This window comes from Mycolicibacterium novocastrense (assembly GCF_001570485.1).
GTDB lineage: Bacteria > Actinomycetota > Actinomycetes > Mycobacteriales > Mycobacteriaceae > Mycobacterium > Mycobacterium novocastrense.
On the sequence record NZ_BCTA01000036.1, the window covers coordinates 332,445 to 355,792 of the forward strand.

General features: G+C 66.5%; 26 protein-coding genes. 15 read left to right on the forward strand and 11 right to left on the reverse strand.

All coding sequences use genetic code 11. The features are described 5' to 3' along the window. Positions 1-10: 10 nt before the first annotated feature. Positions 11-487, forward strand: coding sequence for a DUF3093 domain-containing protein (locus RMCN_RS14655; RefSeq protein WP_067390364.1), 477 nt, complete (start codon positions 11-13; stop codon positions 485-487). 56 nt (positions 488-543) lie between these two features. Here the strand turns inward: RMCN_RS14655 and RMCN_RS14660 are convergent, their stop codons facing one another. Next, positions 544-846 (reverse strand): DUF4193 domain-containing protein, encoded by a 303-nt coding sequence (locus RMCN_RS14660; RefSeq protein ID WP_064350907.1) that lies wholly within the window; start codon positions 844-846, stop codon positions 544-546. Positions 847-1,012: 166 nt separating this feature from the next. Here RMCN_RS14660 and cei point away from each other — a divergent pair, with 166 nt between their 5' ends. Next, positions 1,013-1,669, forward strand: a complete 657-nt coding sequence (gene cei, locus RMCN_RS14665; protein WP_067390368.1) for an envelope integrity protein Cei — start codon at positions 1,013-1,015, stop codon at positions 1,667-1,669. A gap of 36 nt (positions 1,670-1,705) precedes the next feature. Here cei and RMCN_RS14670 read toward each other — a convergent pair whose 3' ends face one another. Beyond that, a complete protein-coding gene (locus RMCN_RS14670) occupies positions 1,706-2,554 on the reverse strand; it encodes an inositol monophosphatase family protein (protein WP_067390371.1) in 849 nt (282 codons plus the stop codon). A 135-nt stretch (positions 2,555-2,689) separates the two neighbouring features. Here RMCN_RS14670 and ppgK point away from each other — a divergent pair, with 135 nt between their 5' ends. Both ppgK and RMCN_RS14680 read left to right on the forward strand, forming a co-directional pair. Beyond that, positions 2,690-3,496, forward strand: a complete 807-nt coding sequence (gene ppgK / locus RMCN_RS14675; protein WP_067390374.1) for a polyphosphate--glucose phosphotransferase — start codon at positions 2,690-2,692, stop codon at positions 3,494-3,496. A 178-nt stretch (positions 3,497-3,674) separates the two neighbouring features. Next, positions 3,675-5,153, forward strand: a complete 1,479-nt coding sequence (locus RMCN_RS14680; RefSeq protein WP_084377450.1) for an RNA polymerase sigma factor — start codon at positions 3,675-3,677, stop codon at positions 5,151-5,153. A gap of 172 nt (positions 5,154-5,325) precedes the next feature. Here RMCN_RS14680 and RMCN_RS14685 read toward each other — a convergent pair whose 3' ends face one another. After that, entirely contained in the window at positions 5,326-6,018 is a 693-nt protein-coding gene (locus RMCN_RS14685) for a hypothetical protein (protein ID WP_067390380.1), read from the reverse strand. Positions 6,019-6,303: 285 nt separating this feature from the next. Next, positions 6,304-6,789, reverse strand: a complete 486-nt coding sequence (locus RMCN_RS14690) for a hypothetical protein (RefSeq protein ID WP_131808551.1) — start codon at positions 6,787-6,789, stop codon at positions 6,304-6,306. A 209-nt stretch (positions 6,790-6,998) separates the two neighbouring features. On the opposite strand from RMCN_RS14690, the gene RMCN_RS14695 reads away from it, so the two are divergent. Next, entirely contained in the window at positions 6,999-8,093 is a 1,095-nt protein-coding gene (locus RMCN_RS14695) for a methyltransferase (RefSeq protein WP_457920655.1), read from the forward strand. 15 nt (positions 8,094-8,108) lie between these two features. Here RMCN_RS14695 and RMCN_RS14700 read toward each other — a convergent pair whose 3' ends face one another. Next, positions 8,109-8,891 (reverse strand): hypothetical protein, encoded by a 783-nt coding sequence (locus RMCN_RS14700; protein WP_067390385.1) that lies wholly within the window; start codon positions 8,889-8,891, stop codon positions 8,109-8,111. Between the two features lie 92 nt (positions 8,892-8,983). Then, a complete protein-coding gene (locus tag RMCN_RS14705; protein ID WP_067390388.1) occupies positions 8,984-9,343 on the reverse strand; it encodes a DUF952 domain-containing protein in 360 nt (119 codons plus the stop codon). 130 nt (positions 9,344-9,473) lie between these two features. Between RMCN_RS14705 and RMCN_RS14710 the strand changes: the two genes are divergently transcribed. Together RMCN_RS14710 and RMCN_RS14715 are read left to right on the forward strand one after the other, a co-directional pair. Beyond that, positions 9,474-9,668 carry a DUF7455 domain-containing protein gene (locus RMCN_RS14710; RefSeq protein ID WP_064350917.1) on the forward strand — a complete coding sequence of 65 codons (195 nt, stop codon included), beginning with the start codon at positions 9,474-9,476 and terminating at the stop codon, positions 9,666-9,668. 64 nt (positions 9,669-9,732) lie between these two features. After that, a complete protein-coding gene (locus tag RMCN_RS14715) occupies positions 9,733-10,740 on the forward strand; it encodes a YihY/virulence factor BrkB family protein (RefSeq protein ID WP_064415870.1) in 1,008 nt (335 codons plus the stop codon). Here the strand turns inward: RMCN_RS14715 and RMCN_RS14720 are convergent. Next, complete coding sequence (locus tag RMCN_RS14720; RefSeq protein ID WP_064402851.1) at positions 10,730-10,966, reverse strand: DUF3039 domain-containing protein; 237 nt, start codon at positions 10,964-10,966, stop codon at positions 10,730-10,732. The genes RMCN_RS14715 and RMCN_RS14720 overlap by 11 nt on opposite strands. 66 nt (positions 10,967-11,032) lie before the next feature. Between RMCN_RS14720 and RMCN_RS14725 the strand changes: the two genes are divergently transcribed. The 3 genes from RMCN_RS14725 (at position 11,033) to RMCN_RS14735 (ending at position 13,373) form a co-directional block, all read left to right on the forward strand. Further along, entirely contained in the window at positions 11,033-11,434 is a 402-nt protein-coding gene (locus RMCN_RS14725; RefSeq protein ID WP_110765839.1) for a DUF3099 domain-containing protein, read from the forward strand. Positions 11,435-11,581: 147 nt separating this feature from the next. Next, positions 11,582-12,541, forward strand: a complete 960-nt coding sequence (sigB, locus tag RMCN_RS14730) for a sigma-70 family RNA polymerase sigma factor SigB (RefSeq protein WP_064415872.1) — start codon at positions 11,582-11,584, stop codon at positions 12,539-12,541. 136 nt (positions 12,542-12,677) lie between these two features. Next, positions 12,678-13,373 (forward strand): iron-dependent transcriptional repressor DtxR, encoded by a 696-nt coding sequence (locus tag RMCN_RS14735; protein ID WP_064415873.1) that lies wholly within the window; start codon positions 12,678-12,680, stop codon positions 13,371-13,373. Positions 13,374-13,395: 22 nt separating this feature from the next. On the opposite strand, the gene RMCN_RS14740 is transcribed toward RMCN_RS14735, so the two are convergent. After that, the gene (locus tag RMCN_RS14740) at positions 13,396-14,436 is read right to left on the reverse strand and encodes a DUF4192 domain-containing protein (RefSeq protein ID WP_067390394.1); all 1,041 of its coding nucleotides are present in this window, start codon (positions 14,434-14,436) and stop codon (positions 13,396-13,398) included. A gap of 162 nt (positions 14,437-14,598) precedes the next feature. Here RMCN_RS14740 and sthA point away from each other — a divergent pair, with 162 nt between their 5' ends. The 4 genes from sthA to RMCN_RS14760 all read left to right on the forward strand — a co-directional run bounded on the left by sthA (position 14,599) and on the right by RMCN_RS14760 (position 18,977). Beyond that, entirely contained in the window at positions 14,599-16,005 is a 1,407-nt protein-coding gene (sthA, locus tag RMCN_RS14745; protein WP_110765861.1) for a Si-specific NAD(P)(+) transhydrogenase, read from the forward strand. A gap of 147 nt (positions 16,006-16,152) precedes the next feature. After that, on the forward strand, positions 16,153-17,142 hold the full coding sequence (locus tag RMCN_RS14750) for a proteasome assembly chaperone family protein (protein ID WP_064415876.1): 990 nt from the start codon (positions 16,153-16,155) through the stop codon (positions 17,140-17,142). A 67-nt stretch (positions 17,143-17,209) separates the two neighbouring features. Beyond that, entirely contained in the window at positions 17,210-18,232 is a 1,023-nt protein-coding gene (locus RMCN_RS14755) for an alpha/beta fold hydrolase (protein ID WP_067390400.1), read from the forward strand. 58 nt (positions 18,233-18,290) lie between these two features. Beyond that, positions 18,291-18,977 carry a PhzF family protein gene (locus tag RMCN_RS14760; RefSeq protein ID WP_064415878.1) on the forward strand — a complete coding sequence of 229 codons (687 nt, stop codon included), beginning with the start codon at positions 18,291-18,293 and terminating at the stop codon, positions 18,975-18,977. A 21-nt stretch (positions 18,978-18,998) separates the two neighbouring features. On the opposite strand, the gene nrdR is transcribed toward RMCN_RS14760, so the two are convergent. Continuing rightward, positions 18,999-19,469 (reverse strand): transcriptional regulator NrdR, encoded by a 471-nt coding sequence (gene nrdR, locus RMCN_RS14765; RefSeq protein WP_064350988.1) that lies wholly within the window; start codon positions 19,467-19,469, stop codon positions 18,999-19,001. A gap of 158 nt (positions 19,470-19,627) precedes the next feature. Continuing rightward, a complete protein-coding gene (locus RMCN_RS14770; protein WP_067390403.1) occupies positions 19,628-20,083 on the reverse strand; it encodes a LysM peptidoglycan-binding domain-containing protein in 456 nt (151 codons plus the stop codon). Between the two features lie 207 nt (positions 20,084-20,290). Between RMCN_RS14770 and lexA the strand changes: the two genes are divergently transcribed. After that, complete coding sequence (gene lexA / locus RMCN_RS14775) at positions 20,291-20,986, forward strand: transcriptional repressor LexA (protein WP_067390406.1); 696 nt, start codon at positions 20,291-20,293, stop codon at positions 20,984-20,986. Here lexA and RMCN_RS14780 read toward each other — a convergent pair. Then, positions 20,983-23,133 (reverse strand): LGFP repeat-containing protein, encoded by a 2,151-nt coding sequence (locus tag RMCN_RS14780; protein ID WP_067390409.1) that lies wholly within the window; start codon positions 23,131-23,133, stop codon positions 20,983-20,985. The genes lexA and RMCN_RS14780 overlap by 4 nt on opposite strands. Positions 23,134-23,348: the final 215 nt, after the last annotated feature.

The window sequence follows — 23,348 nt, forward strand, 5'->3', positions numbered from 1 at the left end:
TCTTGGCCGCGTGTCCGACACGCGCGCCACGACGCAAACCGTTCGCTACCGCGAGCGGCTCTGGGTGCCGTGGTGGTGGTGGCCGCCGGGCCTGGGCCTCGCGGCGCTCATCGCGCTCGAGATCGATATGGGCATTCCCGCCATACCTGGATGGTTGCCGTACGCACTGCTGCTGCCCGTCGCCGTCGTTGTCCTGTTATGGCTGGGCCGCACGGAGGTGCGGGTCGTCGGTGGCCCGGGCGGAACCGAGCTGTGGGCGGGTCCGGCGCACCTGCCCGCCAATGTGATCACCAGGTCAGCCGAGGTGCCGCGCACCGCCAAATCCGCGGCCCTGGGGCGTCAACTGGATCCGGCCGCCTACGTCGTTCATCGGGCATGGGTGGGCCCGATGGTTCTCGTGGTGCTCGACGATCCGGACGATCCGACGCCGTATTGGCTGGTCAGTTGCCGTCAGCCGGAGAGGGTGCTGGCGGCGCTCCGCAGTTGAACTGCGAATCAAACTTGGGCAGTTGAACTGCGAATCAAGCTTGAGCAGTTGAACTGCTAGGCAGCGCAGTCCGAACAGATCATCATGCCGTTCTTTTCACTGGCCAGACGGCTGCGGTGGTGGACGAGGAAGCAACTCGAGCAGGTGAACTCGTCGGCCTGCTTGGGGACCACCCGCACCGACAGTTCTTCACCGGACAGGTCGGCGCCGGGCAATTCGAAGGACTCAGCGGACTCCGACTCGTCGACGTCGACGACCGCGGACTGGGCCTCGTTACGCCGCGCCTTCAACTCTTCGAGCGAATCTTCCGAGACATCATCGGTCTCGGTGCGCCGTGGGGCGTCGTAATCGGTAGCCATCGTGGTCCCCTCCGAATAAACCTTGTGCAGCAGAGCTTTGTACCAGCGTCGAACGCATCCGCCAAACGATTCGTGCCCGTATGGGTACCCGTTGCACTGTGATTTATGTCACATGCGACCTCATCCCATGCGGGGATGGCAGGAACAGGGGCTTTAGAGTGCAGTCGTGGTCGCGCAAATCACAGAGGGAACCGCGTTCGACGAACACGGTCGCCCCTTCCGGCGGCGGAACTTCCTGCCGGGCATCCTGTTGTTCGTCGCCCTTTCGGTGGTGACGTTGATGGTGTGGGTCATCGCCCTGAACCGCCCCGCCGACGTGCCAGAGGCCGCTATCTGCAATCCGCCGCCTGCGACCAGCGACCCCAATGCGCCCGCCCCGACGCTGGGCGAACAGGTATCGAGTGCCGACATGGTCGACGTGAGCCCCGCCCGCCTCGCCGACACGAAGATCAGGGTGCTCAACGCCAGCGGTCAGGGTGGTCAGGCCGCCGAGGTGGCCAGCGCGTTGAAGGATCTCGGGTTCGCCGAGCCGACCGCGGCGAACGATCCGATCTACTCGACCGCGCGGCTGGAATGCCAGGGCCAGATCCGGTTCGGCGAAGCCGGACGGGCCGCGGCCGCCGCGGTGTGGCTGGTGGCGCCCTGCACCGAACTCTTCCAGGACGAGCGCGGCGACGACAGCGTCGATCTGGCCCTCGGCACCGATTTCACGGAGTTGAGCAGCAGCGACGACATCGAGGCGGTGCTGGCCAGCCTGCGTCCTGATGCCACCCAGGCGGCCGACTCGTCGCTGCTGTCGAAGATCCACTCGGGAACCTGCTGAGCCTCGATCACGTCGTTCGGCACGGATTTCGGGTGTCTACGGCGCGCCCGCGCGGCGCAGCACGTCGTTCAGGGCGGCCGCGACGCCCGGTGCGGCGGCCGTGATGAATCCCGGCCCGCCGGTCGCCCCGCTGCCCCGCGGCAACTGCAGCGTGGCTCCGGCCTCCGCGGCGATCAGCGCTCCGGCCGCCCAATCCCACAGGTGAACGCCGTCCTCGTAGTAGGCGTCGAGTTGACCGGCGGCCACCATGCACAGGTCCAGCGCGCACGATCCGATGCGACGTAGGTCGCGCACCTCGGGCAGGACCCGCGTCAACACCGCGGCCTGCTGCGCCCGCTGTTCGCGGTCGTAGGAGAATCCCGTGCCCAGCAAGGACATTGACAGATCGTCGGCGGCGCTGGTGTGCAGTGGTGCGATGCCTTCGGCGTTGCGCAGATGGGCGCCGTGACCGAGCGCAGCCGAGTACACCGCGCCGGCGGGCACGTTCGCGACCGCACCCGCCACCGATCTCCCGCCGCGCTGCACGGCCACCGACACCGCGTAGGCCTCCAACCCGTAGACGAAGTTGACCGTGCCGTCGATCGGATCGAGTACCCAGGTGAGGTCGTCCCCGTGCGCGGGCGTCCCGCCCTCCTCTTCACCGAGCACATGCTCACCGGGCCGCAGCTCTGCCAGCCTGTCGCGGATCAGCCGCTCGGTCTCGGTGTCCACGACCGTGACGGGGTCGGTGGGCGAGCTCTTGGTCCGCAGCCCCGAATTGTCCGTCGACGAGCCGGGACCGCCGAACACCTCGGCACGGCGCTGCCGCACGAACGCGGCCGCTTCGGTGGCCAGTTGCTCGGCGACCGAGCGCAGCAGAACGGGATCGGCGTCGTTGTCGGGCATACATCCATCGCAGCATGTTCGGTCACCGTTGTCGCCGACTGTCTGTCCGACAGGGCCGCGCAGCCACTTTCGACCCACTAAGGTTGGGGCGCATGACGTGGCTGCGGCACGCCTGCCCGGAGTAGAGGAGCGCTCATGACCGCGACCAATTCACCCGCCGTCGCCCACAGCGTCAACGGCAGCCAGCGGCGCGGATTCGGGATCGACGTCGGCGGCAGCGGCGTCAAGGGCGGCATCGTCGACCTGAACACCGGACAACTGATCGGCGAGCGGTACAAGCTGGCGACCCCGCAGCCCGCGACGCCGGAGGCGGTCAGCAAGACGGTCGCGGCCGTGGTCCGTGAGTTCGGCTGGACCGAGAAGGTGGGCGTCACCTACCCCGGTGTGGTCACCGACGGGATCGTGCGCACCGCGGCCAACGTCGACAAGGGCTGGATCGGCAGCAACGCCGCGGAGTTCTACCGCAACGCGCTCGACGGACAGCCGGTCACGGTTCTCAACGACGCCGACGCGGCCGGACTGGCCGAGGAGAAGTTCGGCGCGGGCCGGGACAACACCGGGGTCATCGTGCTGTTGACCTTCGGCACCGGCATCGGGTCGGCGGTGATCCACAACGGCGTGCTCCTACCCAACACCGAGTTCGGCCACCTCGAGGTCGGCGGCAAGGAAGCCGAGCACCGCGCCGCGTCGTCGGTGAAGGAACGCAAAGGCTGGAGCTACGAGCGCTGGACCGTCGAAGTCACGAAGGTGCTGGTAGCGGTGGAGAACGCGATCTGGCCGGACCTGTTCATCGCCGGCGGCGGCATCAGCCGCAAGGCCGAGAAGTGGATTCCGCTGCTCAAGAACCGCACGCCGGTGGTGGCTGCGGCTCTGCAGAACACCGCGGGCATCGTGGGCGCCGCGATGGCCGCTGAGGTGGACGTCACCGCTACCGCCAAGTAGCCACGCCCGGGACCCGGGATTTGCCGCTGAAGGCGGCGTTATCCCACACTGTCGTTACAATGGTCGACGGCGGCCGCAGCCTGGATAGCGACGATTATCAACCGCCAATATTCGACAGCCGACGCTCATCGATGGGGCACGCCCTGCCCGCGATGAGTAGCACAAGGAAAGGGTGTACGTGGCAGCGACAAAGGCAAGCCCGGCAACCGATGAGCCGGTGAAGCGCACCGCTACCAAAACCGCCCCCGCCAAGAAGACCGCGGCGAAGTCGGCCAACGGGACGGCACCAGCGAAGAAGGCCGCCAAGACCCGCACCACCAAGGCCGCCGCCAAGGTAAGCACCGCAGGCAAGGCACCAGCGAAGGCGTCGAAGGCCGCCAAGGCCGCCGCACCCCGCGGTCGCGCCAAGAAGGCCACCGCGGCTGTGCCCGACACCACAAAAGTCGACGCCGAGGCCGATGACCTCGAGAACGACGACATCGAAGCCGAGCCCGGCGAGGACCTCGCGGTAGAGGAAGCCGACATCGACCTGGAGGATCTCGAGGTCGACGACGAAGCCACCGAGGACAGTGCGGAAGCCGCCGAGGGCGACGCGCCCGCCGCGGAAGCCGACGCCGCCACGGAGGACGACGAGATCGCCGAGCCGTCGGAGAAGGACAAGGCATCCGGCGACTTCGTCTGGGACGAAGAGGAATCCGAGGCGCTTCGGCAGGCCCGCAAGGACGCCGAACTGACCGCGTCGGCCGACTCGGTGCGCGCCTACCTCAAGCAGATCGGCAAGGTGGCGCTGCTCAACGCCGAAGAAGAGGTCGAGCTCGCCAAGCGCATCGAGGCCGGGTTGTACGCGACCCAGTTGATGGCCGAGCTCGCCGAGAAGGGCGAGAAGCTTCCCGCCGCGCAACGCCGCGACATGATGTGGATCTGTCGTGATGGCGACCGCGCGAAAAACCATCTGCTGGAAGCGAACTTGCGTCTGGTGGTGTCGCTGGCCAAGCGCTACACCGGTCGCGGCATGGCGTTCCTCGACCTCATCCAGGAAGGCAACCTGGGCCTGATCCGCGCCGTCGAGAAGTTCGACTACACCAAGGGCTACAAGTTCTCCACCTATGCCACCTGGTGGATTCGCCAGGCGATCACCCGCGCGATGGCCGACCAGGCCCGCACCATTCGCATCCCCGTACACATGGTCGAGGTGATCAACAAGCTCGGCCGCATTCAGCGTGAGCTGCTCCAGGACCTGGGCCGCGAACCCACGCCCGAAGAGCTGGCCAAGGAGATGGACATCACGCCGGAGAAGGTGCTGGAGATCCAGCAGTACGCGCGTGAGCCGATCTCGCTGGACCAGACCATCGGCGACGAGGGCGATTCGCAGCTGGGCGACTTCATCGAGGATTCCGAGGCCGTGGTGGCCGTTGACGCGGTGTCGTTCACGCTGCTGCAGGATCAGCTGCAGTCGGTACTGGAAACGTTGTCCGAGCGTGAAGCCGGCGTGGTACGGCTGCGGTTCGGGCTCACCGATGGTCAGCCGCGCACGCTCGACGAGATCGGTCAGGTGTACGGCGTGACGCGCGAGCGCATCCGCCAGATCGAATCGAAGACGATGTCAAAGTTGCGCCACCCCAGCCGTTCTCAGGTTCTGCGCGACTACCTGGACTGAGCAGCACACCGGTTGACCTTATGGTCATCGCGTTGAGGAACTGCTGAAGCAGCAGTCGGAGCCGACTGCCCGGAGTAAATGCACGCGGCCTCGGGGTCGGAGCCGAAACAGCGAAAGGGCAGGTGTTCCTTATGGAACACCTGCCCTCGCGGACCTTCCTATTTGCCAACCGTCATTCGTCAATCACCTCTTGGCAGGCGGGGCCGCAGTTGGGGTCCATATCGGGGGAAGGACCCGGGAAGGGGACGTACTCGCCCAGAGCCGGGTGGGACGTGGCGGTTTGGGACGGACTCTGCAGCAACTCCGGAACCATGTCGCCCTGGGCGTGGGTGTCGCCAGCGGCGGGCGGTTCGAGCTTGACACCGGGAATCACGTGGGCGTGGACGACCTGGGAGTCATCAGGGAGCGGCGGCTCGAGCTCGACACCGGGAATCAGGTGACTGTGGACCTCGGTGTTGTCAGCGGCCGGCGGCACCAACGTCACACCCGGAATCAGGTGAGCATGAACCTCGGCGTCACCGCTCGAAGGAGCCGGTGCGGCGTTCTGCTCAGGGGCTGCTGTCTCCGCGTGCTGCGCCGACGGCACGGTCTCGGCGTGCTGCGCCGACGGCGCCGTCTCCGCGTGCTGCGCAGGGGCTGATGTCTCCGCGTGCTGCGCCGACGGTGCCGACTCGGCGTGCTGCTCAGAGGTCGATGTGGAGTTCGTCGACCCGGAGTGATCGGCAGGTGCTGCGGACGCGGCGCCGGCCACGCCGAGGGCAGCAAGCCCCAGGGCCCCTGCGATCACGGCGGCGGTGGCGAGCTTCTTGATCGCGCCGACGGTGGTGATGGTCGTTGCGGGCTTGGTGGACGGGGTATTGGTCATCGGACTTCCTTTTCTCGGAGCCACAGCGTGTCTGTGGTTGAGAAGAGATTCACGCGTTGTCCTAAACAGATCCTCAATGCGCCCGACCGATGCGTCGCGACCGCGCGAGACGGGGTGGGCCAGTCAACGGGAAAATGGTGACCGGCGCAGCGATCGGCAGTGCGCCTCGATCACGAATCATCGTGTCCGTCAAGGAAATTAGAGCATCTGGGCGGCGACATGCGTTGACCCCCGCATGGGCACAGCGCGTACCGCCCCTTGTGCGCGGCTGCTCCGGCTAAGCGCCTACACCGGCGGGGGCGGGGGCGGTGGCGGCCCGATCCTGTGCAGCGTGAATTCGTTGGCGCCGTTGCCGGTCTCTCCGCACAGACCGGGGTCGTGGAAGGAACGGATCGCCCTGCCGCTCGCGGCGTCCCATGCATAGTTCATGACCAGATCGTGTTGCGAGCCGTCCTCGCACGTGACCGCGTTGCGGTCCAGCACTCCCCGCATGATCCACCAGCCGACCTGCCAGTAGGCGTTCCCGCTCCATGACGGCGACTCCCGCTCGACGTCGTCGGCGTTGTACTGGGTGACATACACACACTGGAAGGCATCGCCATCGCAGGGCGTGACCACCCACGTCTTGGTGCCCCACTCATAGACGGCGTCGTAGGTGCCGAGCGCGTTGGCGGTGATCTGGTCGGTGCCGTACGCCGGGGCCGCGAGTCCCACCGCGACCATGCCTGCCGCGAGGACGGAAACCGCCGCGGTCACCCCACTGCTTCCCATTGGCACTCCTTCGTGTCCGGCTCGCGTCTTTGGCAGTATGCCTCGCGAGGAACCGCTGCCGACTCGATTTCCAAGCAACGTGATGCGCCGTGCCGTTCGGCGCGATTACGCGCCGAGCGTTGTACAGAAGCGACAGTCGGCGTACACGCCGCGCCTTCGTCCATCCGCCGGGCGGCGGACAAGCGATACCGCCTGTAGTGTTTCGCGCCGTGCCCAAAAAGCCCGCGAAGGTGCCGCCGATGCCCGTGGTCCGCGTTCTCGACCGACTGCGCGCGGCCCTGCAACATGTCCATCGCTCGACGGTGCCCCCGAGCGTCGCAATCCTCGAGATGGCGACCGGCGCATGGACGACGCAGACGATGTACGTCGCCGCGAAACTAGGAGTCGCCGACGAACTCGCGAAGGGACGGGCGCGCGCCGCCGACATCGCCGAACGAGTAGGTGCCGACACGGACGCCCTGTACCGGCTGATGCGGGCGCTGACGTCCAAGGGCCTGCTCGAGCATCACCGCGACGACACCTTCAGCCTGACGAAAGTCGGTCAAACCTTGCGCGCCGACCACCCGGAGTCGATGCGCGACATGGTCTTGTTCATCGGGCACCCGGCCCGCTGGGAGGACTGGGGCAGCCTGCTGCATTCGGTGCAGACCGGCGAACCCTCGGTCATCAAGCTGCGCGGCATGCCGTACTTCGACTACTTGGAGACCGACCCCGAGCTGGCCCAGGTGTTCAACAAAGCGATGACCGCGACGAGCGGCATCACCAACGAAATCGCGCTCAGTCAATACGATTTCAGCACCTTCAAGCTGATCGTCGATGTCGGAGGCGGGCACGGCGTGCTGCTCTCGACGATTGCCAATCGGGCGCCGGGCGCCCGCGGCATCGTCTACGACCTGCCGTCGGTCGTCACGGGCGCCGCGGCTACGTTCACGGCCGCGGGAGTGGCGGACCGCTGCACGGCCGAAGGCGGTTCATTCCTCGATAGGGTGCCCGAGGGCGGGGACGCCTATGTCATGAAGAACATCATCCACGACTGGGACGACGCCACCTCGCTGACGATCCTGCGCAACATCCGCACCGCGATCGCACCTCACGGCAAGCTGCTCCTATTGGAAATGGTTCTGCCGCAACGGGCTACGCCGTTCATCGGCTTCCAGCTCGATCTGGAGATGCTCGTCACCGTGGGCGGCAGGGAACGGACCCGCGCCGATTACGCCGAACTGCTGCGCAACGCGGGCTTCCGGCTCGACCGCGTCATCGACACCGTCACCCCGATCTCGATCGTGGAAGCCTCGCCCATCTAGGCGCGGCCGTGCAGGTCACCGCTTCTTGTCGCGCACCTTGTACGTCGATGGCCACGATTCGCGCGTCTCGTCGCCGGTCAACGGAATCCCCTTGCTTCCGATCTTGATGTCGTAGGCCTCCTTGCCCGGGCCGACCTCTCGGTTGGCGTGCTCGGTGGCCAGATACATCAGCTGGTCGATCTCGGCTTCGGCGAATGCGACGAACGACGTCTTGCGCACGATGTCGTCCGCGCCGGCGGCGATGCGGTCCGGCAGAATCCGCGTCGCGAACGCGGCGCCGGCCAACAACACGATCGGGATCACCCAGTAGCAGATGAACGACAGCGGCGACTCGGTGTCACGGATCGTCGCGTCGCGGTCGGCGATCGGCGGGATCACCGACGACAGCGTCATGCCGCCGAACACCGCCACCCAGATCCACGTCAGCTGCGACGTGACGCGCGCGAACAGATCGCTCTTGACAACGTGGGGTTGCTGGCCGGCTTCGGCGAACTCCCGCACGAACGGCTTGCCGATCATCGCGCCAGCGAGTGCAACGAGGAAGATGCCTGCGTTGCTCAGTGGCAGCATCCACCGGGCCGAGAACGTTTCGTCAAGCGCGAATGTGAGCACCGTCAGGACCAGAAACGTTGCCAGCGCACCAATTTCGAGTATTCGCCCGGGCCCGCCACGAACCTGCCCCAGCGCGAATGCGGCGAGCGCGACCGCAAGAGCGATCAGCGCCGCGATGGTGAACGAAACGTTGCCGACGAGCACCCAGTAGACGATCCACGGTGCGAGACCTAACAAAATGCCCACGATTTGTAAGTGTACGTAGGCCCCTCCGGCCCGCGGAAGTGCTCTAGTTTGAGGCGAGGCGGGAGCGGCGCGACGTGTTCTTCGGGCCGGGGTCAGGGCGCCAACGGAGCGAACCGGCCCTCGGAATCCGGCACATAGGACGTGACGCGGATCACAGCCCCGATTGGCAAAGGGCCGTAGAGATGTGGGAACTCCATCCCCACGGGATCAGCGGGCACACCGGGTTCCCAGCGAACCGGAGAGGACAGTCGTGCGGCGTCGATGTGGAGCAGCACCAGGTCGGTACGACCGGCGTACAGCCGGTTGGCCGGAAGGTGCACCTGCTCGGGTGTCGACAGATGCACGAAGCCGCTCGCGGTCAACGAAGCGGGGCGATGCTCGCCGCGTGCTTGAGCAGACTTCCATTCGTCTTTGCTACCCAGGTGGACCAGTACGGTGGGCGGCGGGCTCATATAGCCAGCCTGCCGCGCCGGCAACTCGAGGTAACGGTGAGACACGACACACCGGTAGAGCCCTTGGGAACAACGCCGAAACCCAAAACGTCTGAGACAGTAGATGCACGCGACAGTACGGAGGTCCGCAATGACGAACGCAACGCTCACCAGTCCCCCATTGACCCGGGCTGACCGCTGCGATCGTTGCGGCGCCGCCGCGCGCGTCCGCGCGAAGCTCCCGTCGGGAGCCGAGTTGCTCTTCTGCCAGCACCACGCCAACGAGCACGAGGCCAAGCTGATCGAGCTGGCGGCCGTGCTCGAAGTCAGCCCGGTGGAGGCATAGCACCCGACACGGCTGATAGCCGCTCTGGGCACGAGCACCTATCGTCAGTAATGCTGGACTGGTCATGAGTGACCAGCCCCGGCCGCTGCCGACGAAGCCGTCGCGCCACCACATTCGCCACATCGTGGGGCGCACGTTGTCCAAGAGCTGGGACGACTCCATCTTCTCGGAGTCCGCGCAGGCAGCGTTCTGGTCGGCATTGTCGCTTCCACCCCTGCTGCTGGGGATGCTCGGCAGCCTGGCCTACATCGCGCCGCTGTTCGGTCCCGACACGCTTCCGATGATCGAGAACCAGATCATCGACACCGCCGCGAGGTTCTTCTCCACGAACGTGGTGAGCGAGATCATCGAGCCGACGGTCCGCGACATCGTCAAGGGCGCTCGCGGTGAAGTGGTCTCGCTGGGGTTTGTGATCTCGCTGTGGGCCGGATCCTCGGCCATCTCGGCGTTCGTGGACTCGATCACCGAGGCCCACGGCCAGACGCCGCTGCGTCACCCGGTCCGTCAGCGGTTCTATGCGCTCGGTCTGTACGTGGTGATGTTGGTCGGTGCGATCCTCGCGGCGCCGTTCATCGCGTTGGGGCCGCGCAAGATCGCCACATACATACCGGACAGCTGGGACCACGTTCTGCGGTTCGGCTACTACCCGGTGCTGGTCCTGGCGCTGATCGTGTCCGTCAACCTGCTCTACCGGGTCTCGCTGCCCAAGCCGCTGCCGTCGCACCGGTTGCTGTTGGGCTCGATCCTGGCCACCGTGGTGTTCTTGTTGGCGACCTTCGGTCTGCGCTTCTACCTGACGTGGATCACCGCAACCGGCTACACCTATGGCGCGTTGGCGACGCCGATCGCCTTCTTGTTGTTCGCGTTCTTCCTCGGGTTCGCGATCATGATCGGCGCCGAACTCAACGCCGCGATTCAGGAGGAGTGGCCGGCGGCCGACACCCACGCCAAGCGCTTCCAGTGGTGGTTGAAGGGGAAAGCCGAGTCACTCAACGGCGTCGTGGCCGAGGAGGCAGCGCCCGCGGCTCCGGTGCCGCCGGCAGGAGCGGCGACCGACCGGGCTACTTCTTGAGCTTCTCGTAGATGCGCTTGCAGTCCGGGCACACCGGCGATCCGGGCTTGGCCGACTTCGTCACCGGGAACACCTCGCCGCACAGCGCGACAACGTGGGTGCCCATGACCGCGCTCTCGGCGATTTTGTCCTTCTTGACATAGTGGAAGAACTTCGGGGTATCGCTGTCAGTCCCGTCGTCGACGCGTTCGTCGGTGTCGGTGCGCTCGATCGTCTGGGTTTGCATGACACCCATTTTGCCCGTAAGAAAACCGACCCGTGCAGCGGAGCCACAATGTGGGACAGTGAAAGTATGAAACAAAGCCCCGAGCTGAGTTTCGACGACGACGGCCGGCCCGTCCTGATCACTCGCGCCGCCCCCGCCTACGAGGAACAGCACCGCCAGCGGGTTCGCAAGTACTTGACGCTCATGTCGTTTCGCATTCCGGCCCTCGTGCTGGCCGCGGTCGCATACGGCATCTGGCACAACGGCTTGATTTCGTTGGCGATTCTCGTCGGCTCGATTCCGTTGCCGTGGATCGCCGTGCTCATCGCCAATGACCGCCCGCCGCGGCGTCCGGAAGAGCCGCGTCGCTACGACAACCGCCGTCACTCCCCCGAGGTCTCGACCGCCGAACGGCCGGCGCTCGAGCAGCACACGGTCACACCGCCGCAACCCGACGAGCGTGGCTCGAACGGTGATGTTCCCAGCTGAGACGCTTCTATCCCTTTTCTAAGGACATTCTCAGGTCGGCTCCGAGAAACCGCTGATCAGAAGGTGTGAACCAGCCAATGGCTGGGAACTCTTTGGACCTCGTGGGCGTTGTAGCTCATGACAGTTCGACTTGATCAGGAGGCCGTCATGGCAAATGCCAGCACCATCCGCGTCGACCAGGACCTGGACGCCCAGAGTCCAGCGGCTGACCTCGTACGCGTGTATCTCAATGGTATTGGCAAAACTGCCTTGCTCAACGCCGCCGATGAGGTGGAACTCGCGAAGCGCATCGAGGCCGGGCTATACGCCAAGCACCTGCTCGAGACGCGGAAACGCTTGGGCGAGAACCGCAAACGTGATCTTGCCGCCGTGGTCCGCGACGGTGAAGCCGCGCGGCGCCACCTTCTGGAAGCAAACTTGCGCCTGGTCGTCTCGCTGGCGAAGCGCTACACCGGCCGCGGGATGCCGCTGCTCGACCTGATTCAGGAAGGCAACCTGGGCCTGATCCGGGCCATGGAGAAGTTCGACTACGCCAAGGGCTTCAAGTTCTCGACGTATGCCACGTGGTGGATCCGCCAGGCGATCACCCGCGGCATGGCCGACCAGAGCCGCACGATCCGGCTGCCGGTGCACCTCGTCGAGCAGGTGAACAAGCTGGCTCGGATCAAGCGTGAGATGCACCAGAACCTCGGCCGCGAAGCCACCGATGAGGAACTGGCCGCCGAGTCCGGAATCCCGGTGGAGAAGATCACCGATCTGCTCGAGCACAGCCGCGATCCGGTGAGCCTCGACATGCCGGTGGGCAGCGACGAGGAAGCGCCGCTGGGCGACTTCATCGAGGACGCCGAGGCGATGTCGGCCGAGAACGCGGTGATCTCCGAACTGCTGCACACCGACATCCGGCACGTGCTCGCCACGTTGGACGAACGCGAACAGCAGGTGATCCGCTTGCGGTTCGGCCTCGACGACGGTCAGCCGCGCACCCTCGACCAGATCGGCAAGCTGTTCGGGCTCTCTCGCGAGCGGGTGCGTCAGATCGAGCGCGAGGTCATGGCCAAGCTCCGCAACGGGGAACGTGCGGATCGCCTCCGCTCGTACGCCAGCTGAACCGCCCCGATGACGATCCCCGCCGCTTCGACCGGCGGGGATCGCGTCGTATCACAGCGTGCCGGTGTCGCAGACGTAACAACGCAGTTCAGGCCCGTCAGCCGGTAGACTCGACCCCTGACGGAGGGTTAGCGCAATGAATGATCTGGTCGACACCACGGAGATGTACCTGCGGACGATCTACGACCTCGAGGAAGAGGGCGTGGTGCCCCTGCGTGCCCGCATCGCAGAACGTCTCGATCAGAGCGGTCCCACCGTTAGTCAGACGGTGTCCCGGATGGAGCGCGACGGACTGCTGCACGTTGCAGGCGATCGCCACCTCGAGCTGACCGACAAGGGCCGCGCCCTCGCCGTCGCCGTCATGCGCAAGCACCGCCTCGCCGAAAGGCTGCTCGTCGATGTCATCGGCCTGCCCTGGGAGGAAGTGCACGCCGAGGCCTGCCGCTGGGAACACGTGATGAGCGAGGACGTCGAGCGCCGGCTTGTCCAGGTTCTGAACAACCCGACCACCTCGCCGTTCGGGAACCCGATCCCCGGCCTCTCGGAGCTGGGCCTGATCAGCACGTCGTCGGAGGGCGACCGGTTGAACCTCGTTCGGCTGACCGAGTTGCCCGCCGGAATGCCCGTCGCGGTGGTGGTGCGGCAGCTGACCGAGCACGTACAAGGTGACGCCGACCTGATCAGCCGGCTCAAGGATGCCGGTGTGGTGCCCAATGCCCGCGTGACCGTGCAGGCCAACGACCACGGCGGGGTGATGATCGTGATCCCCGGCCACGAACAGGTCGAACTGCCCCACCAGATGGCACACGCCGTGAAGGTCGAGAAGGTCTGACCGCCGAGCCGGTGGAGGGCGCTCATCCGGCCCGCCTTCCGAAGGCCTGTTTGGGCGGTAACCGGACTCCCAGCTGGTCGGCCAACCGGTAGCCCGTCGCGGCCAGCTCCCGGATCTGCTCCGGCCGCAGACCCGACTGAAGCGCGGTGTCAAGCATGCGGGCCATCCGATGGGTGTCGTCGCAGCGCAGCGCCGCCTCCAGCGACACCCCAGCCAGCGGACCGTCGCCGCGGGCATAGGCCGAGAACGCCAACAACACCAGCGCTTCGGCCCGCCACGGCTCCGGAAGCCGCCGCGACATCTCCCCCCACAACGATTCGGCGTGTGCGGCGCGTTCACCCACCGCGAGCGCGTACAGCGTGTCGCGCACCTGCAGATCGGTCAGTGCCGCCGCGATCCGCGTCAACGTCTCATCGGGCAGGTCGTCGCCCTCGGACACACGCGCGGCCGCCGCGATCACGGCCTCGATCTCCCGGCATGCGTCGGCGTCCGATCGACCGGCCTGCGCATCCTCGATGAGGCCGGCCAACGCTTGGGCGCGGATGGGATCGGTGACCGCGATGACGTCCTGGAGTTCGGTGCGCCGTGCATAGAGCCGGCGCCCGTCCAGCACGGCGGCCATTGCGAGCGGCGACGCCGACGGGTCGTCCACGGTCCCCGATGCGCCGCACCCATCGGCGCAATGCCACCGCCCGCCGGCCGCGATCCGGTCGACGACATGGGCGGCGAGCAGTTCGATCCCCCGGTCGGCCAGGGCCGACGCCAGCATGGCCGCCAGCTCGCGATATTCGTCGTTGCACAGACGACAGCCCGCACCGTCCTCGTCGACGACGACGGCGATCGCCGAGTCCGGTCGCGCCGCCGCGGCGACTTCGGCGATGTGCTCGATCGAATCGGTCAGTTCATCGGAGAGGTCCACCCGCATGACGCATCCCATCGCGCCGCGGTCCACGGTCACGAGCACGAGGGATTTCTCCGGAGTGAAGCCCAGAACGGCGGGCAGGGCGGCGATCAGCACCGCCGGACGGTCGAGACGGAAATCGGGTGAAGGTGAGGTCGTCATGGCGCCGACCCTTCCCGTCGACTCGGACGGTCGGCGCCTGTCGGCGGTCGCGCCCCGCGCCGTTGTGGATGAATTCCGGGTTGGGGATGATTTCAGCTTCGGTTGAGTCAGTCGGCGTGCAGAACTCGCCCAAGCGGCGTACATCTTGTTGCCATGGCTTCCATGCTCGAGTACGACCTCGTGGTCATCGGTTCGGGACCAGGCGGGCAGAAAGCCGCGATCGCCGCGGCGAAGCTCGGGAAGACGGTCGCGGTCGTCGAGCGGGGACGCATGCTCGGCGGTGTTTGCGTGAACACCGGGACCATCCCCTCCAAGACACTGCGGGAGGCGGTCGTCTACCTCACCGGCATGAGCCAGCGCGAGCTGTACGGCGCCAGCTACCGGGTCAAGGAGAAGATCACGCCCGCCGACCTGCTGGCGCGCACGAGCCATGTGATCGGCAAGGAACAGGACGTCGTCCGCTCCCAGCTGATGCGCAACCGCATCGACCTCATCCAGGGCCACGGCAGGTTCATCGACGCGCACACCGTGCTGGTCGAGGAGCCCACCCGCGGTGAGCGCACCATGGTCAGCGGCGACTACATCGTGATCGCCACGGGCACCAAACCGGCCCGCCCCGCGGGTGTCGAGTTCGACGAGGAGCGCGTGCTCGACTCCGACGGGATCCTCGATCTCAAGTCGCTGCCCTCGTCGATGGTCGTGGTGGGCGCGGGGGTGATCGGCATCGAATATGCCTCGATGTTCGCAGCACTCGGCACGAAGGTCACCGTCGTCGAGAAGCGCGACACGATGTTGGACTTCTGCGACCCGGAGATCGTCGAGTCGTTGAAGTTCCACCTGCGCGACCTCGCCGTGACGTTCCGGTTCGGCGAGGAGGTGACCGCGGTAGACGTCGGGTCCGCAGGCACGGTGACCACACTGGGTAGCGGTAAGCAGATCCCCGCCGAGACGGTCATGTACTCCGCCGGGCGGCAGGGGCAGACCGACCACCTCGATCTGGCGAATGCGGGGCTGGAGACCGACAGCCGTGGCCGCATCTTCGTTGACGACCAGTTTCAGACCAAGGTCGACCACATCTACGCCGTCGGCGACGTGATCGGATTTCCGGCACTGGCGGCCACCTCGATGGAACAGGGCCGGCTGGCGGCCTACTACGCCTTCGGGGAGCCGACCCAGGGCATCACCGACATCCAGCCGATCGGTATCTACTCGATCCCCGAGGTCTCCTACGTCGGCGCCACGGAGGTCGAGTTGACCCGCAACGCGATCCCCTACGAAGTCGGGGTGTCGCGGTACCGCGAGTTGGCCAGGGGGCAGATCGCCGGGGATTCGTACGGCATGCTCAAACTGCTGGTGTCGACCGACGATCTGCGCTTGCTCGGCGTGCACATCTTCGGCACCAGCGCGACCGAGATGGTGCACATCGGCCAGGCCGTGATGGGCTGCGGAGGAACCATCGACTATCTGGTCGACGCGGTGTTCAACTACCCCACCTTTTCGGAGGCCTACAAGGTCGCCGCGCTGGACGTGATGAACAAGCTGCGGGCGCTCAACCAGTTTCGCGCCTAGCCGACCGGGCCTTCGACCGGGGCTGGGCAAACGTTATCGAAGCTTTGCGCATGGGATGCCCGTCAGCGGGAACGCAACGTGCGCGAGACTAGTTGTCACTGTACGAAGACGTTAACGGTCTGGCACCACCGCAAGGAGGCGAGGCTCATGGCTGACAACGCCGGTAATCCGGAACAGCATTATCAGCCGGAACACTCAGGCATGTACGAGTTGGAGTTCCCCGCGCCCCAACTGTCGTCCAAGGACGGCCGGGGGCCGGTGCTCATCCACGCCCTCCAAGGCTTCTCCGACGCCGGGCACGCGATCCGGTTGGCCGCCCAGCATCTGAAGGACACGCTGGACACCGAGTTGGTGGCGTCATTCGCGATCGACGAGCTGCTGGACTACCGGTCTCGGCGCCCGTTGATGACGTTCAAGACCGACCATTTCACCCACTACGAGGATCCAGAGCTCAGCCTGTACGCGATGCGCGACAGTGTCGGCACCCCGTTCCTGCTTCTGGCGGGCCTGGAACCGGATCTGCGCTGGGAGCGGTTCATCACCGCGGTCCGGCTTCTGGCCGAACGGCTCGACGTACGCCGCGTCGTGGGGCTGGGCACCATCCCCATGGCGGTGCCGCACACGCGGCCCATCACGATGACTGCGCACTCGAGCGACAAGGAACTCATCGCCGAACACCAACCGTGGATCGGTGAGGTTCAGGTTCCCGCGAGCGCGTCGAACCTGCTGGAGTTCCGGATGTCGCAGCACGGGCATGAGGTGGTCGGCTTCACCGTCCACGTCCCGCACTATCTGGCCCAAACCGACTATCCCGCGGCGGCTGAGGCGTTGTTGGCCGAAGTGGCCAGGAACGCTTCTTTGGAGATCCCGCTCGAGGCGCTGGTCACGGCCGGTGCGGAGGTGTTGACCAAGGTCAACGAGCAGGTCGAGCAGAGCCCCGAGGTGGCGCAGGTGGTCGCGGCGCTGGAACGCCAGTACGACGCCTACATGGCAGCCCAGGAGAACCGGTCCCTGCTCGCCAGCGACGAGGACCTGCCCAGCGGCGAGGAGCTCGGCGCCGAGTTCGAGCGGTTCCTGGCCCAGCAGGCCGAGAAGAAGTCGAAGGACCGATTCGACGACGGCGACGACGCCGGATGACGGTGGGTCGCCCGGCCAGTGGGCGACTCGAGGGGCGCGGTGCCCGACGGGCCGCTAAGTTGACGCAATGCCGCCGCGAAAGCCGAATCTTCGCCCTGTACGGGACCTGACGCCCGTCCTGCAGTTCCGCACCATCCACGGTTACCGGCGCGCGTACCGGGTGGCCGGCTCGGGGCCTGCGATCCTGCTGATCCACGGAATCGGCGACAACTCCACCACGTGGGAAACAGTTCAGTCGAAACTCGCGCAGCGATTCACCGTGATCGCACCGGACCTGTTGGGCCACGGCAAATCCGACAAACCCCGTGCCGACTATTCGGTCGCCGCTTATGCCAATGGCATGCGCGATCTGCTCAGCGTCCTGGACATCGACCACGTCACGGTGATCGGTCATTCGCTCGGCGGCGGGGTGGCCATGCAGTTCGCGTATCAGTTCCCGCAGTTGGTCGACCGGCTCATCCTGGTCGGCGCCGGTGGGGTCACCAAGGACGTCAACATCGCGTTGCGCTTTGCCTCCCTGCCGATGGGCAGTGAGGCGCTGGCGCTGCTGCGGTTGCCGTTCGTGCTGCCGGCGGTGCAAACGGTGGGCCGTGTCGCCGGCGGCTTGTTCGGCTCGACCGGCCTCGGTCGCGACCTGCCACAGGTGTTGCGCATCCTCAACGACCTGCCCGAACCGACCGCCTCGTCGGCGTTCGCCCGTACGCTGCGAGCCGTCGTCGATTGGCGCGGTCAGGTGGTCACCATGCTGGACCGCTGCTACCTGACGCAGTCGGTTCCAGTGCAGCTGATCTGGGGTAGCTGCGACGCCGTGATCCCCGCCAGCCACGCCCGGATGGCCCACGCCGCGATGCCTGGATCGCAGTTGGAGATCTTCGACGGCTCCGGCCATTTCCCGTTCCACGACGACCCGGAGCGTTTCGTCGAAGTGGTGGAGAAGTTCATCGACAGCACCGAACCGGCGGTCTACGACCAGGAATACCTGCGCGGACTGCTGCGGGCGGGGATCACCGAAGGCACGATCTCCGGATCGGCCGACACCCGGGTTGCAGTGCTCGACGCAATGGGAACCGACGAGCGCAGCGCCACCTGAGTTCAGGGCACACAGCGACCCGGCCAACGGCACGCGAATACGAAGTAGCATCGGGCCCATGGCCATCGATGTGACGGTGTTGCGAGTCTTCGCCGACCCTGACGGCAATCACGGAAACCCCCTCGGTGTCGTCGACGCCAGCACCGTGGACCCCGACGATCGCCAACGGATAGCCACCCAATTGGGTTACAGCGAAACCATTTTCGTCGATCTCCCAGCCCCGGGTACGAGCACGGCACTCGCACGTATCCATACTCCGGTCGTCGAGCTGCCCTTCGCGGGACACCCGACCGTCGGCGCCGCGTGGTGGCTTCGCGAGCAGGGCGCTCCCGTCCACACGTTGCGGGTTCCCGCAGGCATCGTGCAGGTCGGCCACGACGACGGCCTGACCTCCGTTCGGGCCCGCGCGGAGTGGGCGCCCGAATTCGCCATCCACGACATCGGCTCCGTCGACGAACTCCTGGCGCTCGACCCGTCGGATTACCCCGACGACATCAATCACTACCTGTGGACGTGGATCGACCGGGACAAGGGCGAAGTGCGGTCACGGATGTTCGCCACCGATCTCGGTGTGCCCGAAGACGAGGCCACCGGCGCCGCCGCCGTGCGGATCACCGACTACCTCAGCCGGGACCTGACGATCGTGCAGGGCAAGGGCTCGCACATCTACACCGAGTGGAGCGCCGAGGGCTGGGTGCGTGTCGCCGGCCGCGTCGTCAACGACGGCATCAAGCAGATCGACTGAACAAGTCCTTCAACCGGCCGGTCAGCTGGCGGTCGGTTGCGGCGAATTGCGATGCGCCCGCAGCGCCTCGATCTCCCGCTCGAAATCCTCGGCCGAGGTGAATCCGCGATACACCGAGGCGAAGCGCAGGTAGGCCACCTCGTCGAGATCGCGCAGCGGCCCCAGGATCGCCAGTCCCACTTCGTGACTGGGTATCTCGGGCGATCCCGCGGCGCGCACCGTGTCCTCGACCTGCTGGGCCAGCAGGTTCAGCGCATCCTCGTCGACCTGGCTGCCCTGGCACGCCCGCCGCACTCCCTTGATGACCTTTTCGCGGCTGAACGGCTCGGTGACACCGCTGCGCTTGACGACGGCCAGGATGGCGGTCTCGACGGTGGTGAACCGACGTCCACACTCCGGGCATGAACGCCGCCGCCGGATGGCCTGGCCTTCGTCGGTTTCACGCGAGTCGACCACCCGCGAATCCGGGTGACGGCAGAACGGACAGTGCATCACCGCTCCTTTGCCGCGCCAACAGATCACCAACTCGAACCTCTCCGAGCGTACCCGCGGCGGGTTGCGAAAGCCCAGCACCGGGCTGAACGGCACATAGTCCGCCGACCTGTCGGTGAACATCTCTGCGTAGCAAGCTGTTTGGCCGCCGGTGAGCGTCAGCCGACCGGCGCGATCAGTGTCTGCCCGGCATCCAGTGCGGGCGAGTCGAGCTGGTTGAGCTCGCTGATTCGTTCCATCACCTGGCCCACGGGCGCATCGGGGGCCACCCGCATGGCCACCTGCTGCAGGCTTTCGCCGGTCTGAACCTGGACCACCGCGAGGCGGTCCGGCACCGCGGTCGAGGTGGTGCCCACGACGCCGCCGAACTGCGCGACCAGGCCGAGCCACATCGTGATTCCCGCCGCGACCAAGGACAGGAGCACCGTGGTGGCGGGGGTGATCGGACGTCGCCGGTGCGATGCGCGCGACATCAGCACTCCGCTTCCGCGGTACCGCACCGCGGCGCCGCCCGGACGGGTGGCCGCAGGGTGCCGCCGACGAGTGGCTGCAGGCCGGATATCGGTCCTGACCACGCGCGAGGTCTGGAATTCGTGGGTGTCGAGAACGGTCATCTGCCTGCCTTCCGATCCGCTGCTTTCGCTCTTGTGTTCGAAGATAGTCGATCAGGTGTTCGAAAGATAGAACGTGTGATCGAACTGTTGTGAAACGATAGGACAGGGCACCGACAGAAAATCGATCCGCGATTCCGGAGCAGCTCGCCACGACACGCCTCGAACACATGTTTGATTAATCGTGTGCCGCGGGTTACATTCGGCGGCATGGAATCCAGCAGCGGCAATCCGGACGGCCCAGGCGGTGCAAGGTCTGTGGACTCCGGCCTCACCGAGCGTCAGCGCACCATCCTCGACGTGATCCGCGCATCGGTCACCAACCGGGGCTATCCGCCGAGCATCAGGGAGATCGGCGATGCGGTCGGTTTGACCTCCACCTCCTCGGTCGCGCATCAACTGCGCACGCTGGAGCGCAAGGGCTACCTGCGGCGTGACCCCAACCGGCCGCGCGCCGTCGACGTGCGTGGTGCCGACGACCACGCGACTCCGATCGTCGCCACCGATGTAGCCGGCTCCGATGCCCTACCGGAGCCGACCTTCGTGCCCGTGCTCGGGCGCATCGCCGCGGGCGGTCCGATCCTGGCCGAAGAGGCCGTCGAAGACGTCTTCCCCCTGCCGCGCGAACTGGTCGGCGAGGGGTCGCTGTTCCTGCTCAAGGTCGTTGGTGACTCGATGGTCGACGCCGCGATCTGCGACGGCGACTGGGTGGTCGTGCGTCAGCAGAACGTCGCCGACAACGGGGACATCGTGGCCGCGATGATCGATGGCGAAGCCACGGTGAAAACGTTCAAACGGACGCGTGGACAGGTGTGGTTGATGCCGCACAACCCGGCCTTCGATCCGATCCCCGGTAACGACGCCGCCGTGCTGGGCAAGGTCGTCACCGTCATACGGAAGATCTAGTCAGCCCGGACAAATCCGTTCGTCCGAGCGAATTCCTCACTGGAGAACCAGATTTCGGCCTGCACCTCGTCGTAGTCAGCCGAGGTGGGAAGCCAATAGAGGCCCGACTGCGTGTCGGCCTTGATCGGGTACCCCTCGGGCGCCTGCGTGGAGTCGCCGAACGGTAGGCGGAATGCGGGGCTGGGTACTTCCGGCTCGTCGATGACGATTTTGGCGTGACGGCCCGTGTCGGTCAGCGGATCCCGTTGGGGAGGTTCGCGGTCAACCGACTCCGCGGGTATGTCGCGTTCCTCGAACGCCGCGTCGCGTTCCTCGAACGTCGCGTCCCGCTCGTCATCCACCGCCCACGGTTCATCGGCGCCCCGCTCCTCGAGCAGCGCGTCGCGCTCCTCGATCCCGCTGTCCTGCTCATCGGCCGCCTCGCCGGCGCCGGCGGCCAAGCGCCCCGCGGCGATCCCGGCCTCTCCGGAACTCGGTATCCGCGTCGGCGCGGTGTCGACGTTGTCCGGATTCTCCTCGCCCACACCGAATGCCGATGTGTCGGACGCATCGCTGAAGCCCGACGACGGCGCCTCCCACGGATTGGCCGATGACGCCGATCCCGGCTCCCCCGGCGCGGACAGCGCGCCCAAACCCTCGGTGGCGTACCGGTCGCCGAACATCGCCGCGGACGGATCGCCACCGCTCGACGCCTGTGAACCCGAACCGAGTGTGCTGTAGGCCTGTTCGGCTTCGGCGCCGTACGAGTCGTCGTAATGGTCATCGACGGGACCGGGACGATCGACGTCGCCACGACGCCGGTTGCGCAGAGTCGCGAACGCCACCAGGCCCACCAGGATGAGCACCGGCACGATCGCGAGCAGCCACCACCAGCTGAAGGTGAACCAGCTTCCGTCGCCACCGGAGTCCGAGGCGCGCGGGGTGCCGGGCGTATCGGAGCTCTGCTCGGCAGGCACCTCGAGGCCCGCCAACTCGGTCGCGAGTTCGCGCGGCTCGGTGCTGAACTCACCGGTTGACCGGTTCCAGTTGACCACGCCGCCGGTGAACCGCTGCGTGATGACGCCACCCTTCTCGGACTGGTCGGCCACCGGCGCGCCGAGCGTGCCCTCGGCGCCGTCGAGTTTGTCCCATGCCGCACTCATCGCGCCGCGTACCAGCACCGCGCCGTGGTCCGGCGTCCAGAAGATCACCGGGTTGTCGTCGGCGGCGAAGCGCGACATCCGGCTCGCGGTGGGCAGCCCGCCGTCCATCTCGCTGGTAACCGGGAATCCGAGATCTCCCTCGGGTCCGCCGAGGCTTTCGTACTTGGCCAGGACCTGACCGGTGACCACTCGCGCGCCTGTGGCCGGACTGTAGAAGATCTTGCCTCCGGCGAAGTTCTGCGCGAGACCGTCGTCGCCTATCGAAAACGGCGGTCCTTCGGCGGCGCCGAGCGGGCCCAGCGGGCCTCCGGCCGCGCGCCGTGCCGCGTTGATCGCCGAAGTCGCATCGCCGGGGATTTCCAGGTCCGCCAACTGCCCGGCGAGATCGGGCGGCACGGTGGTGAACTTCTTGTCGCGGGTGTTGTAGGTGATCTCGCCGCCGGTGAACTTCTGGGTGATCAGGTCGCCGCGATAGGTCTCGTCATCGGCCGGCACTCCGAGCGATCCAGTGGAACCGCCCAACTTGTCCCACGCCGCGTTGATCGGTCCCCGGACCACGCGCGCGCCCGTGTCCTGCGTCCAGAAGATCACTGGGTTGTCGCTGGCGCTGAACGTGACGTTGAAGCTGCCGGGCGCCCGCCCGGGGCCGTCGTCCATGGTCGGGAACCCGAGGTCGCTGTCGGCCGGACCACCGAGCGATTCGTACTTCTCCAGGATCGCCCCGCGCATGATGTGAGCGCCGGTGTCGGGCGTGAAGAAGATCTTGCCTCCGGCGAAGTTCTGCGCGAAGCCGTCGCCGACCGGGTACACGTCGCCCTGCCTGGGGCCCAATGGGCCGCCGTCACCGCCACTCCCGTCCCAGGCCGCGGTGATTGCGGCGTTGGCGGCATCGGATTCCGGGGAGGCGCTGGCCACCGGCGGTAGTAGTAGGGCCACGGCGCCCACGAGCAGACCGATCGCCATCCGGCCCAACACCGTGGTGCCCCGGCTGTTCTGCCCGATCATTCGACCTCCCGGGTCGGCACGAAATTTCGCTCGAATTTTTCGCACCCGTCCTCTATCTGTCACCAGACGCCAATAACCAACGAATACGCCGATCTTCGGAAGAAAATACCTTCCGATACTCCATTCGCTGTGGATAACCCCGCCGTGCCGCTCGATTAATCGCGACCGCCTCTCCGCTATTTGCCACCGCGGTCCCGTTGACAGTGCAGCAATTA

What these genes read in the sequence shown, in the direction of transcription:
- RMCN_RS14710 (WP_064350917.1), top strand. Translation starts at nt 9,474, where the DNA reads ATGACGAACGCAACGCTCACCAGTCCCCCATTGACCCGGGCTGACCGC.
- sthA (WP_110765861.1), top strand. Translation starts at nt 14,599, where the DNA reads ATGCTCGAGTACGACCTCGTGGTCATCGGTTCGGGACCAGGCGGGCAG.
- RMCN_RS14720 (WP_064402851.1), bottom strand. Translation starts at nt 10,966, where the DNA reads ATGCAAACCCAGACGATCGAGCGCACCGACACCGACGAACGCGTCGAC.
- RMCN_RS14660 (WP_064350907.1), bottom strand. Translation starts at nt 846, where the DNA reads ATGGCTACCGATTACGACGCCCCACGGCGCACCGAGACCGATGATGTC.
- RMCN_RS14735 (WP_064415873.1), top strand. Translation starts at nt 12,678, where the DNA reads ATGAATGATCTGGTCGACACCACGGAGATGTACCTGCGGACGATCTAC.
- RMCN_RS14755 (WP_067390400.1), top strand. Translation starts at nt 17,210, where the DNA reads ATGCCGCCGCGAAAGCCGAATCTTCGCCCTGTACGGGACCTGACGCCC.
- RMCN_RS14740 (WP_067390394.1), bottom strand. Translation starts at nt 14,436, where the DNA reads ATGACGACCTCACCTTCACCCGATTTCCGTCTCGACCGTCCGGCGGTG.
- RMCN_RS14770 (WP_067390403.1), bottom strand. Translation starts at nt 20,083, where the DNA reads ATGACCGTTCTCGACACCCACGAATTCCAGACCTCGCGCGTGGTCAGG.
- RMCN_RS14670 (WP_067390371.1), bottom strand. Translation starts at nt 2,554, where the DNA reads ATGCCCGACAACGACGCCGATCCCGTTCTGCTGCGCTCGGTCGCCGAG.
- RMCN_RS14760 (WP_064415878.1), top strand. Translation starts at nt 18,291, where the DNA reads ATGGCCATCGATGTGACGGTGTTGCGAGTCTTCGCCGACCCTGACGGC.
- lexA (WP_067390406.1), top strand. Translation starts at nt 20,291, where the DNA reads ATGGAATCCAGCAGCGGCAATCCGGACGGCCCAGGCGGTGCAAGGTCT.
- RMCN_RS14705 (WP_067390388.1), bottom strand. Translation starts at nt 9,343, where the DNA reads ATGAGCCCGCCGCCCACCGTACTGGTCCACCTGGGTAGCAAAGACGAA.
- RMCN_RS14780 (WP_067390409.1), bottom strand. Translation starts at nt 23,133, where the DNA reads ATGATCGGGCAGAACAGCCGGGGCACCACGGTGTTGGGCCGGATGGCG.
- RMCN_RS14690 (WP_131808551.1), bottom strand. Translation starts at nt 6,789, where the DNA reads ATGGGAAGCAGTGGGGTGACCGCGGCGGTTTCCGTCCTCGCGGCAGGC.
- ppgK (WP_067390374.1), top strand. Translation starts at nt 2,690, where the DNA reads ATGACCGCGACCAATTCACCCGCCGTCGCCCACAGCGTCAACGGCAGC.
- RMCN_RS14715 (WP_064415870.1), top strand. Translation starts at nt 9,733, where the DNA reads ATGAGTGACCAGCCCCGGCCGCTGCCGACGAAGCCGTCGCGCCACCAC.
- nrdR (WP_064350988.1), bottom strand. Translation starts at nt 19,469, where the DNA reads ATGCACTGTCCGTTCTGCCGTCACCCGGATTCGCGGGTGGTCGACTCG.
- sigB (WP_064415872.1), top strand. Translation starts at nt 11,582, where the DNA reads ATGGCAAATGCCAGCACCATCCGCGTCGACCAGGACCTGGACGCCCAG.
- RMCN_RS14725 (WP_110765839.1), top strand. Translation starts at nt 11,033, where the DNA reads ATGAAACAAAGCCCCGAGCTGAGTTTCGACGACGACGGCCGGCCCGTC.
- RMCN_RS14685 (WP_067390380.1), bottom strand. Translation starts at nt 6,018, where the DNA reads ATGACCAATACCCCGTCCACCAAGCCCGCAACGACCATCACCACCGTC.
- RMCN_RS14750 (WP_064415876.1), top strand. Translation starts at nt 16,153, where the DNA reads ATGGCTGACAACGCCGGTAATCCGGAACAGCATTATCAGCCGGAACAC.